The 16,155-nt window shown below is 58.1% G+C and carries 16 protein-coding genes; 8 read left to right on the forward strand and 8 right to left on the reverse strand.

Features of this window, described 5'->3' with window-relative positions:
• Positions 1-14: 14 nt before the first annotated feature.
• Genes IE151_RS10595 through IE151_RS10615 form a run of 5 tightly spaced genes read left to right on the forward strand, consistent with a single transcriptional unit; the run spans position 15 to position 4,576 of the window.
• Complete coding sequence (locus IE151_RS10595) at positions 15-1,475, forward strand: NAD(P)-binding domain-containing protein (protein WP_189489975.1); 1,461 nt, start codon at positions 15-17, stop codon at positions 1,473-1,475.
• Between the two features lie 12 nt (positions 1,476-1,487).
• Positions 1,488-2,087 (forward strand): 2-hydroxychromene-2-carboxylate isomerase, encoded by a 600-nt coding sequence (locus IE151_RS10600; protein ID WP_189489976.1) that lies wholly within the window; start codon positions 1,488-1,490, stop codon positions 2,085-2,087.
• A 3-nt stretch (positions 2,088-2,090) separates the two neighbouring features.
• Positions 2,091-2,591, forward strand: coding sequence for a CMD domain-containing protein (locus IE151_RS10605; protein ID WP_189489977.1), 501 nt, complete (start codon positions 2,091-2,093; stop codon positions 2,589-2,591).
• 1 nt (position 2,592) lies between these two features.
• Positions 2,593-3,174, forward strand: a complete 582-nt coding sequence (locus IE151_RS10610; protein WP_189489978.1) for a peroxidase-related enzyme — start codon at positions 2,593-2,595, stop codon at positions 3,172-3,174.
• A gap of 37 nt (positions 3,175-3,211) precedes the next feature.
• Positions 3,212-4,576 carry an MATE family efflux transporter gene (locus tag IE151_RS10615; RefSeq protein ID WP_189489979.1) on the forward strand — a complete coding sequence of 455 codons (1,365 nt, stop codon included), beginning with the start codon at positions 3,212-3,214 and terminating at the stop codon, positions 4,574-4,576.
• Here IE151_RS10615 and IE151_RS10620 read toward each other — a convergent pair.
• On the reverse strand, positions 4,561-4,938 hold the full coding sequence (locus IE151_RS10620) for a hypothetical protein (protein WP_189489980.1): 378 nt from the start codon (positions 4,936-4,938) through the stop codon (positions 4,561-4,563). The two genes, IE151_RS10615 and IE151_RS10620, sit on opposite strands and share 16 nt — an antisense overlap.
• Positions 4,939-4,948: 10 nt before the next feature.
• Entirely contained in the window at positions 4,949-5,785 is an 837-nt protein-coding gene (locus IE151_RS10625) for a TIGR02587 family membrane protein (RefSeq protein ID WP_189489981.1), read from the reverse strand.
• 108 nt (positions 5,786-5,893) lie between these two features.
• On the opposite strand from IE151_RS10625, the gene otsB reads away from it, so the two are divergent.
• Positions 5,894-6,655, forward strand: a complete 762-nt coding sequence (gene otsB, locus IE151_RS10630) for a trehalose-phosphatase (protein ID WP_189489982.1) — start codon at positions 5,894-5,896, stop codon at positions 6,653-6,655.
• A gap of 89 nt (positions 6,656-6,744) precedes the next feature.
• Positions 6,745-8,151, forward strand: a complete 1,407-nt coding sequence (otsA, locus tag IE151_RS10635; RefSeq protein ID WP_189489983.1) for an alpha,alpha-trehalose-phosphate synthase (UDP-forming) — start codon at positions 6,745-6,747, stop codon at positions 8,149-8,151.
• Between the two features lie 3 nt (positions 8,152-8,154).
• Here otsA and IE151_RS10640 read toward each other — a convergent pair whose 3' ends face one another.
• A complete protein-coding gene (locus IE151_RS10640; RefSeq protein ID WP_189490029.1) occupies positions 8,155-8,832 on the reverse strand; it encodes a phosphoribosyltransferase in 678 nt (225 codons plus the stop codon).
• Between the two features lie 124 nt (positions 8,833-8,956).
• On the opposite strand from IE151_RS10640, the gene IE151_RS10645 reads away from it, so the two are divergent.
• Positions 8,957-10,135 carry a M20 aminoacylase family protein gene (locus IE151_RS10645; RefSeq protein WP_189489984.1) on the forward strand — a complete coding sequence of 393 codons (1,179 nt, stop codon included), beginning with the start codon at positions 8,957-8,959 and terminating at the stop codon, positions 10,133-10,135.
• A gap of 681 nt (positions 10,136-10,816) precedes the next feature.
• Here IE151_RS10645 and IE151_RS10650 read toward each other — a convergent pair.
• Genes IE151_RS10650 through IE151_RS10670 form a run of 5 tightly spaced genes read right to left on the reverse strand, consistent with a single transcriptional unit; the run spans position 10,817 to position 16,154 of the window.
• Positions 10,817-12,601: an adenine deaminase gene (locus IE151_RS10650; protein ID WP_189489985.1), complete on the reverse strand. Its 1,785-nt coding sequence runs from the start codon at positions 12,599-12,601 to the stop codon at positions 10,817-10,819.
• Complete coding sequence (locus tag IE151_RS10655; RefSeq protein WP_189490030.1) at positions 12,598-13,524, reverse strand: nucleoside hydrolase; 927 nt, start codon at positions 13,522-13,524, stop codon at positions 12,598-12,600. The genes IE151_RS10650 and IE151_RS10655 overlap by 4 nt, the downstream gene beginning before the upstream one ends.
• Before the next feature lie 5 nt (positions 13,525-13,529).
• Complete coding sequence (locus tag IE151_RS10660; RefSeq protein ID WP_189489986.1) at positions 13,530-14,558, reverse strand: ABC transporter ATP-binding protein; 1,029 nt, start codon at positions 14,556-14,558, stop codon at positions 13,530-13,532.
• Positions 14,551-15,330: an ABC transporter permease gene (locus IE151_RS10665; protein ID WP_189489987.1), complete on the reverse strand. Its 780-nt coding sequence runs from the start codon at positions 15,328-15,330 to the stop codon at positions 14,551-14,553. Before IE151_RS10665 ends, IE151_RS10660 begins: the two co-directional genes overlap by 8 nt.
• Complete coding sequence (locus tag IE151_RS10670; protein WP_189489988.1) at positions 15,327-16,154, reverse strand: ABC transporter permease; 828 nt, start codon at positions 16,152-16,154, stop codon at positions 15,327-15,329. Before IE151_RS10670 ends, IE151_RS10665 begins: the two co-directional genes overlap by 4 nt.
• Position 16,155 lies beyond the last annotated feature (1 nt).

Here is a 16,155-nt window from a genome sequence, read left to right on the forward strand (position 1 = left end):
AAATCAGGTGTAACATGACCACGTCAGAGAAACTGGAAATCCTCAACCAGCGCGTTCGCCAGGATCTCCAATATCTCAACTTCCCTCCGGCCAACTGGGTCGCTCCGACCAGTCACGCATCCGGCAGGCCGGTCAGCGATGTCGTCATCATTGGCGGCGGTATGTGTGGCCTCGCCGCCTGGTTCGGGTTGCGTCGCGCCGGCATAGCCAATATGCGCATTCTCGACCGCTCTGCGGCGGGCAAGGAAGGGCCCTGGGTTACGTACGCCCGGATGGAAACGCTGCGTTCGCCGAAAACGCTGACCGGACCGGCCATGGGGATGGCGTCGCTCACGTTTCGCGCCTGGTACACGACGCAGTTCGGCGAGGAGGCCTGGGAGGAGCTTTATCGAATCCCCAGGCCGATGTGGATGGATTACCTGACATGGTATCGTCAGGTCATGCAGATCCCTGTGGAGAATGGCGTCCACGTCACGCGGGTCATCCCGCTGGAGGACGGTCTGCTTGAACTGGAGATCGATGGCGGGATCGCGGAACCGATCCTGACGCGCAAAGTCGTCATGGCAACGGGTCGCGACGGCATGGGCGCGCCTGAAATTCCCGATTTCATCAAGCACTTGCCTCGCCATGAGACCTGGGCGCATTCTGCCGATACGGTTGATTTCGACAAGCTCAAGGGTAAGCGCATTGTCGTCATCGGCGTTGGCGCTTCGGCTGTGGATAACGCCGCCGAAGCGTTGGAACATGGTGCGGCGGAAGTACGTATGCTCATTCGTCGAAAAGAGATGCCGACCATCAACAAGCTGATGGGTATCGGCTCTTATGGGGTGACCGCCGGCTTCCCGATGATCGACCCGCAATGGCGCTGGCGGATGATGAACTATTCCGTGCGCCAGCAGACGCCCGCGCCGCACGGCTCGACCTTGCGCGTCAGCCGCCATTCCAACGCCTATTTCCATTTCAACTGCGGTATTCAGTCGATGGAAAAGCAGGGTGACGAGATCGTCATAACGACGGTAACGGGCCGTATCTTCCGCACTGATTTCGTCATGCTTGGTACCGGCTTTACCATCGACCCGGTATTGCGCGAGGAACTTGCGCCTTTCCAGGACAAGATCGCGTGCTGGGAAGACCGCTTCACGCCGCCGGAAGACGAGACCAATCCGGGGCTAGGACGCTTTCCCTGGCTCGCAGATGATTTCTCCTTCACCGAAAAGGTTGAGGGTATGGCTCCGTGGCTCAAGAATATTCATTGCTTCAACTATGGCGCGACCATGAGCCTGGGCAAGGTCAGTGGCGACATTCCGGCGATTTCGGAAGGCGCGCAATGGTTGGCACGCGGCATTGCCGGGCGTCTGTTTATCTATGACATCGACCATCATTGGCAGGAGCTTCTTGCCTATGCGAAGCCCGAACTTGACGGCTCGGAATGGACGGATGCCGACGCTGTCCAGCCAAATAAAGAAACGGTCTGAGGAACCCAGAACATGGCGAAGAAGAAAGTCTATTATTACCACGCATTATCTTCGCCATGGGCCTACCTTGGCTGGCCGAAATTCAAGGCGTTGATCGAGAAGCACGATCTTGATGTTGTCGTGCGTCCCACGCGCATCGTCCCTGACAATGGCGGCGTCCCCCTCCGTTCGCGTCCGCAGCCCCGTCAGGATTATCATGCCGTCGAGCTCGACCGTTGGCGTAAGCGCCTGAACATGCCGCTTGTCCTGAAACCGGCGCATTATCCGACCAATAACGAGTTCTCCGCGCGCATGGTGATTGCAGCCGACAAGCTCGGCCTGCCGGCGCTGGAGCTTTCTCACGCGCTTCTACATGCATTGTGGAGCGAGGAACTCGACGTGACATTGCCGGAGGTTCGCATCGAGGTTGCCAATCGCCTTGGCCTCGATGGCGCCAAACTGCAGGCGATGGAGGAAGATCCCGACATCGTTCAGGCCTGGCATGACAGCCATGCCGAAGCCACGGCGCGCGGCGTGTTCGGTACGCCAACCTGGATTTATGAAGACGTCCTCTATTGGGGGCAGGACCGGCTCGACTTCCTCGACGAAGCATTGTCGGCGAAGGGGGCTTGATCAATGGCTGATACGCAAACCGATGTGATCGACGAAGTCCTTGGACTTAAGCCCGGTTCCGCGCTGATGGCTCTGCGGGAGAAGCGCGAGAAGATCAAGCATTTGACGCAAACGAGCTACAAGGCAGCGCTTCTACCGAAAGAACCGCGCAATTTCTCCTACGCGTTGCGTGCCGCGCTGGCCGCTCGCATGGCAGCACTCTGGAACACGCAAGAGCTCGTCTCGCATTACCAGGCGCTGCTCGATAGTCACGGAGGGGCGGATGCGGTGCGCCCGGTTGCCGACAAGAGTTTCGACGGTGGAGATGATGCGCGGCTGCGCGCCATCCTCGCGCATGTCGATCTGGTCACGCGGCAGCCCAGGGCAGCAACACGCGAGAATATCGACAAGCTTTATGTCGTGGGTCTCGATGACCGTGACATCGTCACGCTCGCCGGGATCATCGCCTATGTGAATTACCAGATTCTGGTCGTTGCGGGCCTGCGTATGCTGAGGGATCATTGATATGTCTGAAGCCGTTCACGAATTCACCCTCGATGCCCTGGAGTGGCAGCCTTACGTCACGCCTGTCGATCTGCAGAGCGCGACCCAGGAACAGCTTGATGCTCTCAAGGTAACGCCGTCCAACACGAAGGTCTCCGCCTACGTTCTGACGCTGGCGCAGGAAACCGAGATGCTGGCCGAGCGCACGCCGCTCTTCAACGATATCATGTATTCCGAAGGCGGCTTGTCGCGCGGCGGACGCGAGCTTGGCGCGCTTGCGGCCTCCTTCGTCAACAAGTGCATCTACTGCGCGGCCGTCCATGCCAATCGCTTCATTCAGATCGAGAAGCGACCGGAAGTGGTGGACGAGATCTACAGGAACGGCCTTGAAGCCGATCTTGACGAGTATGATCAGGCACTGTTCAATTTCGGCGTCGATCTGACGGCCAATCCGGATAATGTCGGCGTCTACCAGTTTCACCATCTGCGCCAGCAGGGGCTTGATGATCTGGAAATCCTCGACCTTATCCACTCGGTCGCTATCTTCGGCTGGGCGAACCGGCTGATGCATACGCTTGGCGAGCCGCACCGAAAACAGGACTGACACGCGATTCCAGCGATGGGAGGAGGCCGGAATTGCGATGAAAATTGAGAGCCACGTGCCTGGAGCAGGTGTTTCGCCGCGTCCCTTCGATGTCAGTCATTGGGATATATTGCGCATCGCCATTCCAATGATGATCGCGCACATCTCGACGCCGCTCGTCGGTCTCGTGGCGACCGGCGTCATTGGCCAGTTGGGCGATGAGGTGCTGATTGGCGGCGTCGCGCTCGCTGCGGTCATTTTCGACGTGATCTTTCTCTCCTTCAATTTCTTGCGCGGCGCGACGACGGGCTTTATCGCTCAGGCGGTTGGTGCAGCGGATCGAAGGCAGGAACAGATCATGCTTCTGGGCGGGATCGTTCTGGCGCTAGGCGCGGGGCTGTTCATTCTGGTCCTGCACATCCCGATAGGCACACTCGGCCTGACATTGCTGGGTGCGGACAGCGCCGTGGCGCAAGCGGCGCAAGCCTATTTCGATTGGCGCATCTGGTCGGCTCCCTTCGTTTTCTTCAATTTCGTGGCATTCGGCTGGATCATCGGGAGAGGGGAGGCGCTAGCGGCATTGCTTCTGCAAACGTTGCTCAATGGCCTCAATATTGCTCTCAGCTTTTTCCTCGTGCTGCATCTTCATTGGGGGGTTGCGGGCGCGGCTATCGCCAGCCTCATTGCCGAGGCAGTTACGGCCCTCGTCGGAGTCGTGCTGATTCTCATGCGGACCGACAAGAAGCTCTGGGATTGGCGCGCTGCGCTCATGCCGGTTCAGCTTAAGCGCCTTTTTTCGGTCAATCGCGACATGATGATCCGGTCAATAGCGTTGCTCGCCGGAATTTCCTTCTTCACCCGCCAGAGCGGTATGCTGGGCATCGAAATCCTGGCCGCCAACACGATTCTCATTCGCTTCTATTTCATAGGCGTTGCCTTCCTGGACGGGATTGCGACGGCAGCAGAACAATTGGCAGGACGCGCAGTCGGCGCGCAGTGGCGACCGGCCTTCGATCGGGTCATCAAATTGACGACCATCTGGGGCTTCGTTTTCGGCGCGCTTGTCTCGGCTGTCTTTGCTCTGATCGGCTTCTGGGTCATCGCGCTGATCGCGCCCAATCAGGTCATTATCGACATCTCGATGATCTATCTGCCTTATGTCGTCGTGTTGCCGCTTGTCGGTGTGATCGCTTTTCAGATGGATGGCGTGTTCATCGGCGCTACCTGGTCACGCGAAATGCGCAACATGATGCTTCTCTCGCTCGGTCTTTACCTGGCTGCCTGGGCGGTTCTGCAGCCCTTCTTCGGCAATCACGGTCTGTGGATGGCCATGCTTATCTTCCAGGGCGCGCGAAGCGTCTTTTTCCGGCGCATGATGCCACGTCTTGCATCCCGGACCTTCATGCCTCAGGGCTCGCTATAGCCCATGATATTGAGTTCCAGATTGACGGGATCCTCTCGGAAATGCATCGAGCCATGACGAGTAGAGCCGGCAGGAACATAATCGAATTCGATCTGCCCGGTTTGACCGCCGGCAGTGCCTTCGATCGTTACTGTCGCCGCGGTCTTCTCCCCCGCATTATCGACGCGGATTTGTGCGATATAACCCGCAGGACGCTGGTCGACGCGCTCCACTGTCGCGGTAAGTTCGGCAATGCCGCCTTCGCCCTGAAATCCGCGATAGGTGAGATATACGATGAGTGCGACCAGCAGCATGGCGGAAATCGCCGCTACGACCACTTCGACTGGGTGTGCTCTGGAAGCCTTGTTTTGCGTCGCACTCATCATTTCCACCTTAAAGAATAAGCCGTGCGGCCGCCGCACCGATCGCGCTCGGGAAACCAAGCACTACTGTGGCCATCACGGCCTGCTCGAAGGATAATCCGTCGAGCCGTCCGAAAGTCCAGAGGCAATAGAGGCTGATCAAAAGCGCCAGCACATAGCCGGTTACGGTGAAGATCAGGAAGGAATGGTGGTGCAGGCCTTCGCCGATTTCGGTGCCGCCCTTGAAGTCGAGCGCGAAAACAAAGCCATGCATCAGCAAGAGAGAAGCCGCTATCAGTGCCAGTGCATGCCATTCGCTCATCTGGAAGGAAATCAGCAGCATTTCTTCGGTGGGTGCGACGTTGAAGCCGAGAAACAGAGCGCCTACCGCCATAAAAAGTACTTCGCTCGCAAGCGTTTCCTCTTCTTCATCATCGTGATCGTCACGGTCTCCAGTTCCAAGCTGGCTTCGGGCGAGAAGCGCGCCGAGCGCGGCCGGAACGGTCTGCAAAGCAATCTTGCCGGTCCATTCTTCGAAGGCCATATCATGCGTCAGAACGCCGAATATAAGAAGTATCAGCGCGCTGACGACCGCACCGACTGTAAAGGCATAAAGCGTGTCCACCAGATCGCCGATCCAGCCGCTGGTGCGTTCGAAGCCGATCTTGCTCGAAAGGGCGAGAAAGAGCGGAAAGGAAAGAGCCAGGAGCAGAACCAGCCGCAGCCGGTCCATGTAAAAACCGAGCCACCACATCTCCATCGTCATCAGCATGGGAAGTGAAAAAACGATCGCGCCACCGGTGGCACGACCTGTATCGCGCGCTAGTTTGGAGAAGCTTGCACTTTTGACTGCCGTTCGTTGCTGCATTATCTCCTCACATGATGAAGATGAAACACGGTGCGGGGAAATCCGTTCCGCACGCGTGCAACGGCACGTCGCCTTGCGCGTTGAAAGATCATTGAAAAGGCAGGTTTCATGACAATCGAACGCTTGCCGTCTTTTCTTCCTCCCGAAAAGACGGCTTTCTTCTTCGATCTGGACGGCACGCTCGCGCCGATCGTCGAAGACCCCGCCAAGGCTGCGGTTCCCGGAAAAATCTTGCGGGCGCTTGCAATTATTTCTGAAACGAGCGGCGGCGCGGTCGCCGTCGTTTCCGGGCGCAGCATAGAAATGCTGGACAATTTTCTCAGCCCCGTGGTGCTTCCGTTGGCGGGCGTACATGGGATGGAACGACGCTTGAGCGATGGATCATCCGACAATGCGTTGGTTGACGAGGTTGCATTGCAGGCTCTGTCCGCTAATGTAGAGCGGTTCTGCGCGCACCATCCCGGGTTGCTCTTTGAGGAGAAGCCCGGTTCTGTCGCGCTCCATTATCGCACGCGGTCTGATCTCGCCGAGACTTGTGCGCGCTTTGCAGCCGATCTTGGGGCAAATCCTGCCATTCGGGTTCTGCCCGGCAAGATGGTATTCGAGTTCAAGCTGGGCGTTCGTACCAAGGCCGATGCGATAGAGCGCTTCATGAGTGAAGCGCCCTTTAAAGGCCGGACACCATTCTTTGCCGGCGATGATGTCACCGACGAATTCGGCTTCGACGCGGTGAACAGGCTGGGTGGCATTGGTCTGAAGATAGGAAAGGAGGAAACGAAGGCGCAGTTTCACTGCGAGGATATTACGGAATTTCACGCCTGGATGACGCGGCTGGCCGAAACTTTTGCCGCGAAAAACGCTTTGGCGTGATGCATTTGAAATAAAGTGGGGACGATGATGAACGACCGAGCTGATGGACAAGAATCTGCGTGCGAGTACGATAGCCGGAGGATCGGCGCATGAGCAGACTTGTTGTCGTCTCCAATCGCGTCGCCGATCTCACGGTTTCGGCCCAACAAGGAGGTTTGGCCGTTGCACTGGCCGATGCGTTGCGCCAGCGTGGTGGCGTATGGTTCGGCTGGAGCGGCGAAAATAGCGACAAGGCCGCGCAAGAAGAGCCGAAGGTCGAGCAATATGGAAATGTCGAACGCATTGCCGTTTCATTGTCCAAGAAGGACTACGGCGATTTTTACGTGGGTTATGCCAATTCCGTCCTCTGGCCACTCTTCCACTACCGGCTCGACATCGTCAAATATCGTCGCAGTTATTTCGATGGTTACAACCGGGTCAATCAGCTCTATGCGGAAAAGCTTCTGCCATTCCTAAAGCCCGACGACATGATCTGGGCGCAGGATTACCACCTGATCCTGTTTGCGAAGGCTTTGCGAGAACGCGGCTGCAAGCAGCGCATGGGCTATTTCCTGCATATTCCGTTTCCCCCACCGGACCTCATGGCGGCATCTCCCAATCACAAGGCGCTTGTGAACGGCCTGCTTGCCTATGACGTGATTGGCTTCCAGACCAGCACCGACGCTCACAATCTGCGTCGGTATCTCATCGAATATCCAAGCGATGCGGAGGTGGACGGGAATGGGCGTATCACCGTTGAGGGGCGGGAGGTGCGCATTGACCGCTTCCCGATCGGCATTGACAATGATGTGTTCGCGGAGATGGCCCAGAATAGCCCCGATGACGTGCAGATCGACATAATGCGCCGCCGCGTGCTTGGACGAAAGCAGATCATCGGCGTCGATAGGCTGGATTATTCGAAGGGATTGCCGGCGCGCGTACAGGCGTTCGGGCGTCTTCTTGAGAAGTTTCCGCAGACGGAAAAAGCCGTCACCTTCTTGCAGATCGCGCCGCCGACACGCGAGGACGTTAGTGCCTATGCTGTCATTCGCAAGGAAATGGAATCGCTTACGGGAGCGATCAACGGCAAATATTCCGATTTCAACTGGACGCCGATCCGCTACATCCATCGATCCGTGCCGCGCGACAAACTTGCTGCTCTTTTCCGCGGCAGTCAGGTCGGCTTCGTCACACCGTTGCGCGATGGCATGAATCTTGTTGCTAAGGAATATGTCGCAGCGCAAGATCCTGAGGATCCGGGCGTTCTGGTTCTTTCGCAATTTGCTGGTGCAGCGGAAGAGATGAACGCCGCGCTCATCGTTAATCCGTATGACATTGACGAAATGGCTAACAAGCTCAACAAGGCGCTTACCATGCCGCTTGAGGAGCGCAAGGAGCGTCACCGCCATCTAATGGTGAGTATCCGCAATTTCGATGCCCGCTCCTGGCTGGACGGATTTCTCGCGGCCCTCGAAGGCAGGACGAATGGTGGCGACGTCACGGAGGATGCGGCTTAAAGTTCAGGCCGCCCACATATTGTCTGCGGATCGCGACAGGATTGGCGTGGAAAACACGCCGCATATGCGATCCGCAACGCCGCTCAGCTCGTCCTTCCAGCGTTCGCTTTGTAGCATCGCACAACCGATCACGACCGGCTCGATCTCGATCTTGCGCAAAAGTTCAACTCCTTGACGGATCGATGAACCTGAGCTGATTACGTCATCGACCAGTGCGACGCGCTTACCCTTCACCAGAGGCAGCATGCGCGGATCAACGTAGAGCTGCTTCACCTGCGCGGTGGTTATTGATGAGAGCGGCACTGAAAGTGCATCCTCATACCAGAATTTGCGGGACGTGCCGAGCGGCACGTAGCGGCTATGACCGAGTTTGCGCGCCACCTGGCTTGCCAGCGTTAGACCAAGAGTCGGCAGGCCGATCACGATGTCGGGCTGAAACCCCGATAGTTTCGCTGCGAGCTGTTCCGCCAGAACGTCCTGCACGGTGAAGCTCGCCTGATTGATGATCAGAGAGGCGAGGGCACTGTGCCCGTCGCCGATTGGGCGAATCGGCAATTTGATCTGCCGCGCATCATTGAGCGTTGCCGGATAGAAACTGCGATGCAACGCTGACGGATCGAAACTGTGCGGGGGGAATATTTCCTGCCAGAAATCGAGCGGGTCCATCGGCAATTCTGTCATCGTCGCCCTGTCATTTTCTTTAAAGAACGGAGAAATTTCTCCCATAATCTCTTCTTATTCCTTATAGATAGGCCAGGAAAGAAGAAAGCCCGGATGTACCCAGGTTCGGGCCCATGGATGGTTTATGCCCGATCAAAACATGATAGCCGACGACATCGAGTTTCTGACGACACTGCGCCGCGATTTGCACGCGTATCCTGAACTCGGTTTTGAGGAGTTCCGTACCAGCGAGATCGTCGCCAGACTGATGGAAGAGGCAGGACTTTCGGTGGATCGCGGTCTGGGCGGAACCGGCGTGGTGGCAACATTGCAGGTGGGCAACGGAACCCGTTCCATCGGCCTTCGCGCCGATATGGATGCGCTTGCCATGCCGGAAGTGGCAGAGCGCCCCTATAAATCGACGGTTCCAGGCAAGATGCATGCTTGCGGCCATGATGGCCATACAACGCTGCTTATCGGCGCAGCGCGTCATCTGGCGAAGACGCGCAATTTCTCCGGCACTGTGCATTTCATTTTCCAGCCAGCCGAAGAGGGCAGGGGCGGGGCGAGACGAATGGTCGAAGAGGGCCTTTTCGAGCGCTTTCCATGCGACGCCGTCTATGGGCTGCACAATATGCCGGGCCTCGACCCGGACGAGATGGCCGTTGTTGAAGGTCCGCAGCTGGCTTCCTCCGATAGCTGGAAACTTACATTTCACGGCACCGGGACGCACGGCGCCAAGCCGCATCTCGGACGGGATCCGATCACGGCGGCGGGTACCTTTCTGGCCAGCCTCCAAACTATTGTGGGGCGCGTAGTGGACCCATTGGAGCCGGCAGTCGTCAGCGCCTGTTCTGTGCAAGCGGGCGATCCGAAAGCGCTCAATGTGATTCCCGATATCGTCGAGATTGGCGGAACGGCCCGTGCCTACTCGCCGCGTGTCCGCGATCAGCTGGAAGAAGAAATCGGTCGCCTCGCACGTGGTACGGCGGAAATGTTCGGTATTGTCGCCAAATATGAATTCATTCGTCGCATTCCGCCCGTCATCAACGAGCCGGATGCGACCGCGCGTGCACTGAAAGCGGCCCGATCTGTTTTCGGTGCGAAAACGCGAACCAGCTTCCCGCCATCTACCGCCGGTGACGATTTTTCGTTTTTTGCGCAGGAGGCGCCGGGTTGCTACGTCTGGCTGGGCAATGGTCCGGCGGTTGATGGCGCGCTGCATCACAACACAGCCTATGATTTCAACGATGCGGCAATAGCGCATGGCGTGGCATTTTGGACGACGCTAGTCGAACAGGAATTGGCCGCGCCGGAAACATGATTCAAAGCGGGGATGAAAATCGTTCTCTTGAACTTATTCTTGGAACGAATTCAAACATTTGTCGTTTTCTTGCGCGGCAAGATCTCAGCAACTGTCCACACCCGGGTATGGCTGGCGGATAATCTCTCTCACGCGTCGAGGGGCTTTGGTTGCGCACCCGTGGCATCGAAGGCGCGAGGGCAAGCTGTCTGCCGGGATCTTCCGGTGGGCGGTGGCTGCGGGACGTGACAAATCTTCGCATCCGGCCTGCAAAAGCGCATGTGGAAGCATACGCAATTTATGAGATTACGGGCCACATGCGCTCTTCCCCTCATGAAATGCGGCAGTTTCCGGGGAAGCGAGAACCGGCTTTCCCGGAACTGACGATCTTCTTCCTTATCAACCGCGCGGCGAGAGCCGTGGCGGGATTTTGCGCTGGTTTCGCCAAACATTGTCAACTGCTTCAAGCGCGACGATCAGGATATTTAACTTTGACGAAACGGCGAGATCATAGATCGTTACACGACGATCGTCCCCATCGGTGTCGAAGGGCTCGTCAGGGTTTTCGAGTCCAACTCAAGCCTGGCGACCGTCTTGATGAGCAGGTTTCCGGCTAGATCGACATATTTCGGGCGATGGGGAAAATTCGCCTCAAAGCCTGGGGGCTGATCCCCAATGCATAGTGATCTGGTCCTCGCTGCTTCAATTTAGAACCGGCGTCTCTAGAACCTTGCCGCTCGCGACGTCCGCTATGCCTATGTCCGTCTGATGCGGGCCGGCGTTGCAGGCGAGCGTGGCACCGAAGCAGGCCTTGAATACCAGATAGGGGGGCTGCCAATCCACGACCTGGTTCATCGCTGTACGTATATTGGAGAATTCCTCCGCGACAGTATCGAGCGGCGCCTCTGAGACGAGTCCGGACACGGGAAGCGGAAGACGTGCGAGGATCTTTCCACCCTGAGCCACGGCCATGCCTCCTCCCATCTCGATGACGGCGTTGGCCGCCAGAGCCATATCGGCCTCGTTGCCGCCGAAGACAGTAAGATTGTGGCTATCATGCGCAACCGTGGTGCAGAATGCACCCTTCCAATCGCCCCACTGGCCGAGATAACCAGTTTTTGGCCTCGCTTCTGCCTGGCCATGACGATGGGTAACGGAGATCATCGTCGTGCCCGGCGGCGGAATTACGAAGCCATCCTCAGCCTTGGTGAGTGCGCTTGCCCATTGCGTAAAGCGCGGACGGTCGATGATCGCGACCTCGACTTGCGCGCGATCATTTTCCACGCGGACCTTGAAATCATCAGCTTCCAGCGGTGGAACCTGGACACTCCCGTGCAACGGCGAACAATCGTGGCCGGCCAGCGCCTGCAACATGCGGCCATCGCGCGCAACGAGCTGACCATTCACGATGGTATATGTGCACTGGAACTCGGAAAAATCAGCGAAAATCGCAATATCGGCGCGACGGCCAGATGCTATCAAACCCAGATCGTCCCGCTTGAGGCGGCGCGCAGCATTCAAGGTGGCGGCGCGCAAAGCCCATTCCGGCATCAGGCCGTAGCGTACGAGGCGACGCACAACATCGTCCAGCCCGCCTGCGTTCAGGAGATCGTCAGGGAAGACGTCATCCGTGCATAGCGTGAGTGTTTGCGGCAGATGCGGCAGCTTGTTCAGCACGTCCACGAATTCCGGTAGCAGATGATCATGCGAACCGCGCAGCTCGATCGCCATTCCGGCGCGCAACTTCTCCAGGAGGTCGGCCGCAGAAGTCAATTCGTGGTCGGAGGTGATGCCCGCCGCCATGAAGGCGTTGAGACGCGAGCCGGTGAGGCTGCGGGCATGACCGCAAACGAGCTTGCCGCTTGCTAGTCCCGCATCGATGATGCCGCTCATGCGCGGATCGGCTTCGATCACGCCTTGCATGTTCATGACTTCGGCGATGCCGCCAATGCCAGGCCATGACAGCATTTCCGCCATTTCCCGCGGCCCGAAATCTGCTCCGGCGCGCTCAAGACCCGGCGCGGAGGGAACGCAGGAGGGAGCGAGCGTCACGACACGCAAGGGCAGGTCGGCGACTGCATCAAGAGCCCAGCGCACACCGTTCAGCCCATGCACATTGCCGAACTCATGCGGGTCCCAGCAGATGGTTGTGACACCGCGCGGCAACACGGCGCGCGCATAGGTTTCCGGCGTCACCATCGAGCTTTCAATGTGCATGTGCGTGTCGATCAGACCCGGTGTAATGAATTGCCCATCGACCCTCATCACTGATTTGGCGCGCGAAAACGCGCCATGCTCATGAACGCTCGCTATCAGGGCATCGACGATGCCTATATCGGCCTTGCGCAGTTCTCCCGTCACCATATCGACAAGGGTGCCGCCTGTGATCAGGAGATCGAAGTCCGCCTCCCCGCGAGCAGCCGCGACGGCGCGACGTCGCAGCGTCGGCGAGGCAAGATCGTCGGGTTCGGAAAAGCGTTTGCTCATCTTGAGGCTTCTGCGCAAAGCGCTTCGAGAATGTGGGAAAGCGCGGTGTCGCCATCGATTTCGACGGCGTATTCCGCGTTGGGTGCAGCCTTGTGGACACGCGTTTCAACGACCGTGCGCCCGCGCGTCAAACCCGTGGAAAGTTCGGCGTCGATACGTGCATCGGCAAAGCGAACAAGATCAGGATAGGAAAATGCAATGGCTGCTACTGGATCGTAGAGGGCCATTGAGGTGCGTCCCTGACGGACAGCGATGGCAATGAAGCCGCCAAGCAGATCGGCAAGCAGTTCCGCATTTTTTCCGCCGCAGGCACGGACGCGTTCCGCAGCATCCGCAGAGGCCTGAACCTTGCGGCAAAGATCGAGGTCGATCATTTTTAGGGGAAGGCCGTTTGCCAGAATGATGGCCAACGCTTCGGGGTCTGCAAAGGCGTTGAATTCGGCAGACGCCGTGTGATTGCCGGAGGTCACGCCGCCGCCCATCCAGACAATCTCATCAATGGTCTGTGCGAGGTCCGGACGGGCAAGCGCGAGCGCTGCAATATTGGTGAGCGGACCAAGCGCCAGAATGCGGCGCGGACCCGCCGGCTCGCTTTCCAGCCACTGGCAGAGTGCCGGAAAGGCGCGCGAGAAACGCAAGGGCGGAGCAGACGCAAAAGAAGCGCCAAGTGTTGGAATGCCGTTCGACCCGAGGATCGACTGGGCAGTTTCGAGTTGACCCAGAACAGGGCTGGCGCTTCCCGTGTGAATCGGAAAGCGCCAGTCGAATGTTACGGAAGCGCTGGCGGCGTTGGCTTGCACCTGATCAATGGTCGTGTTGCCGAAGCACAAGGACACGCCATCGATTTGCAGCCCCGCATGCATCACCGTCAAAATGGCGGCGATGTCATCGAAACCCATGTCCGTATCGATCCACACACCCATCATCATTACCCGAATTTATTCAAAGGAGCGGCCTTGTTGACCGGGAGGTCGAAGGCAACGGTTTCACCCATGGCATGGACGGGGAGATTTGCGGGCACTTCCGCCTTGATCGGACCAAGGTCCGTATCGAGGAGATATTCGCGCGTGTTGCCCGCAAAAGACGTACCGCGCACGATGCCTTCGAAAGCGCCGCTGCCAAGCATTACATTTGCGGGGCGCCAAGCAAGGCCTTTCGCGTCGAACGGTGCTGCCGTTTTAAGGATTGCCGTGCCGCTCGGCGTTTTCAGCGCACCGTCCGACAGTTCGAATATATTCTCGAAGCCGACGAAATCCGCGACGAAGGAGGAGACGGGCGCATTGTAGATTTCTTCCGGCGTGCCGATCTGCTCGATGATCCCGCCATTCATGACAACGATGCGATCGGCCAGTGACAGGGCTTCACCCTGATCATGCGTGACGAAGATCATGGTCACGCCCGTTTCCTTCTGCACGCGCTGCAATTCGGTGCGCATTTCAAGGCGCAGACGTGCGTCGAGGTTGGACAGTGGCTCGTCAAGCAAAAGCACTTTCGGCTCCATCACCATGGAACGCGCCAGCGCCACACGCTGTTGCTGGCCACCGGACAGTTCGCCGGGCTTGCGGCTGACAAATTTGGCGAGGCCGACCGATTTGATGCCAGCCTCCACACGTTTTTCCAGTTCCCTGCCCTTGATGCCCTTGAGACGCAGGCCGAAGGCAACGTTCTCGAAGACCGAGAGATGCGGAAAAAGCGCATAGGACTGGAAGACGAGACCAACTGCACGCTTGTTGGCGGAGACGCGGGTGATGTCGACGTTGTCAAGACGGATGGTGCCTGATGCCGGCGTCAGAAGACCGGCAATGGCGCGCATGGTCGTGGTCTTGCCGCAGCCGGAAGGGCCGAGCAGCGCCAGCAGTTCTCCCTTGGCGATGGAAAGATCGAGCTTGTCGACGGCGACAGTATCGCCATAGGCGAGTGTCAGCTTTTCGAGCGAGAGATAGTTTGCATCAGACATAGCGGGAGAACCCAAGGAAGCGTTCGGCAAGCATCACGATTGCCATGGACATGAAAGCGAGAAGGGCGGAGAGGGCTGCGACTGATGGATCATAGGTGATCTCCATGTAGGAAAGCATGTCGATCGGCAGGGTGCGCACGCCCGGTCCCGAAAGGAAAAGTGAAACAGGAACCTGATTGAAGCTGGTTACGAAGCCGAGGATGAAGGCAGCCAGAATGCCGCTGCGAATATTGGGCAGCACGACGCGGAAAAACGCGCCCAGACGCGAACATCCGAGCAGCACGGCGGCTTCTTCCATGTCCGAGCGCAGATTGTTCAGGCTCGCAGAAACCACCCGCACGGCATAGGGCAGTACGAGCGCCGTGTGGGCAACGAAAAGTGCCGCCGTTATGCCAACGCCGAAGGGCACGACAATGTAGCGGAGCAGCGCCAGACCGACGATGATGCCTGGAACGATGATCGGCGAGGAAACGATGGTGCGGATTGTCTCGCCGAAGGGGAGCTTGTAGCGCGACAGCGCATAAGCTGCCGGTACACCGAGAACGAGCGCTGCAAACGTGCCGCCAATGGCCAGAAACATCGACATCGCAAAGCTTTCACGGAAGCTAGGCACCTCGAATACCTTGACAATCCAGCGGAATGACAGGCCCTGCGGCGGGAAGACGAGCGTTTCGCCGGCAGAAAGCGACGCCGCTACAATGATGAAGAACGGTCCGATCAGGAAAAGCAGAACAGCCGTCAGGACGAGAGGGGTAAAGAGGCGCGGGGTCATTTGCGGTTCCTCGCGGTGGCGAGCTTCTTGAGAACGAGATTGGCAGCAAAGCTCATGGCGATAAGAATGAAGGCAATGACGCTTGCGGATACGAAATCATTGGCCACAGTAACGCGTTGATAGAGTAGTGTTTCAAGCATCAGTACCTTCGAACCGCCCAGAATTGCAGGCGTGATGTAGGCGGTAAGCGAACCGACGAACACCAGTGTACCGCCGATAACGAGACCTTCCTTGGTCAGCGGCAGGATTACCTTGTAGAATACCTGAAACCAGTTGGCGCCGAGCACCCGGGCTGCCGGAATGGCGTCCTTCGGCATGTTCTCGAGCGCGGAGATGAGGGACAGGATCATCAATGGCAGGAAGAGCTGCAACAGGCCAATGAAGACCGCGGTTTCGGTAAAGAGGAACCGAACAGGTTCGTCGGAGAGGCCGAGGAACATAAGGATCTGATTGACGATGCCGGTGCGACCGAGGATGACCAACCAGGCGTAGGTGCGCGCCACCGACGAGATCATCAAGGGGAGCGTGATGAGTCCGATCATGCGACCCTTGCTGCGTGGATCCATATTGACGATCGCGAACGCGGCGGCGTAGCCGATGATCGCGGAGGCCAGCGTTACCCAGAAGCCGAGGCGCAGGGTGCGGAAGAAGACCGTTCGATTGAGCGGACTGGCAAAGAAGTCCGTATAGGCCGATAGGGTCCAGCTGCCATTGATGCGAAAACCTTCGGACAAAAGGACGACGACCGGCACGAGAAAAACCACGCCGGCAAAGACGGCTGCCGGTAGTGCAAGCGCGAGAGCCTCGCTGCGATTCTGAAACATT

This window comes from Limoniibacter endophyticus (assembly GCF_014652835.1).
GTDB classification, from domain to species: Bacteria; Pseudomonadota; Alphaproteobacteria; order Rhizobiales; family Rhizobiaceae; genus Limoniibacter; species Limoniibacter endophyticus.

Excerpts from the sequence above, each read along its gene's own strand:
- IE151_RS10665 (WP_189489987.1), bottom strand. The coding sequence starts at position 15,330 with ATGACCCCGCGCCTCTTTACCCCTCTCGTCCTGACGGCTGTTCTGCTT.
- IE151_RS10645 (WP_189489984.1), top strand. The coding sequence starts at position 8,957 with ATGCCCGATCAAAACATGATAGCCGACGACATCGAGTTTCTGACGACA.
- IE151_RS10660 (WP_189489986.1), bottom strand. The coding sequence starts at position 14,558 with ATGTCTGATGCAAACTATCTCTCGCTCGAAAAGCTGACACTCGCCTAT.
- IE151_RS10605 (WP_189489977.1), top strand. The coding sequence starts at position 2,091 with ATGGCTGATACGCAAACCGATGTGATCGACGAAGTCCTTGGACTTAAG.
- IE151_RS10600 (WP_189489976.1), top strand. The coding sequence starts at position 1,488 with ATGGCGAAGAAGAAAGTCTATTATTACCACGCATTATCTTCGCCATGG.
- IE151_RS10670 (WP_189489988.1), bottom strand. The coding sequence starts at position 16,154 with ATGTTTCAGAATCGCAGCGAGGCTCTCGCGCTTGCACTACCGGCAGCC.
- IE151_RS10610 (WP_189489978.1), top strand. The coding sequence starts at position 2,593 with ATGTCTGAAGCCGTTCACGAATTCACCCTCGATGCCCTGGAGTGGCAG.
- otsB (WP_189489982.1), top strand. The coding sequence starts at position 5,894 with ATGACAATCGAACGCTTGCCGTCTTTTCTTCCTCCCGAAAAGACGGCT.
- IE151_RS10655 (WP_189490030.1), bottom strand. The coding sequence starts at position 13,524 with ATGGGTGTGTGGATCGATACGGACATGGGTTTCGATGACATCGCCGCC.
- IE151_RS10625 (WP_189489981.1), bottom strand. The coding sequence starts at position 5,785 with ATGCAGCAACGAACGGCAGTCAAAAGTGCAAGCTTCTCCAAACTAGCG.
- IE151_RS10650 (WP_189489985.1), bottom strand. The coding sequence starts at position 12,601 with ATGAGCAAACGCTTTTCCGAACCCGACGATCTTGCCTCGCCGACGCTG.
- otsA (WP_189489983.1), top strand. The coding sequence starts at position 6,745 with ATGAGCAGACTTGTTGTCGTCTCCAATCGCGTCGCCGATCTCACGGTT.
- IE151_RS10640 (WP_189490029.1), bottom strand. The coding sequence starts at position 8,832 with ATGACAGAATTGCCGATGGACCCGCTCGATTTCTGGCAGGAAATATTC.
- IE151_RS10595 (WP_189489975.1), top strand. The coding sequence starts at position 15 with ATGACCACGTCAGAGAAACTGGAAATCCTCAACCAGCGCGTTCGCCAG.
- IE151_RS10620 (WP_189489980.1), bottom strand. The coding sequence starts at position 4,938 with ATGAGTGCGACGCAAAACAAGGCTTCCAGAGCACACCCAGTCGAAGTG.
- IE151_RS10615 (WP_189489979.1), top strand. The coding sequence starts at position 3,212 with ATGAAAATTGAGAGCCACGTGCCTGGAGCAGGTGTTTCGCCGCGTCCC.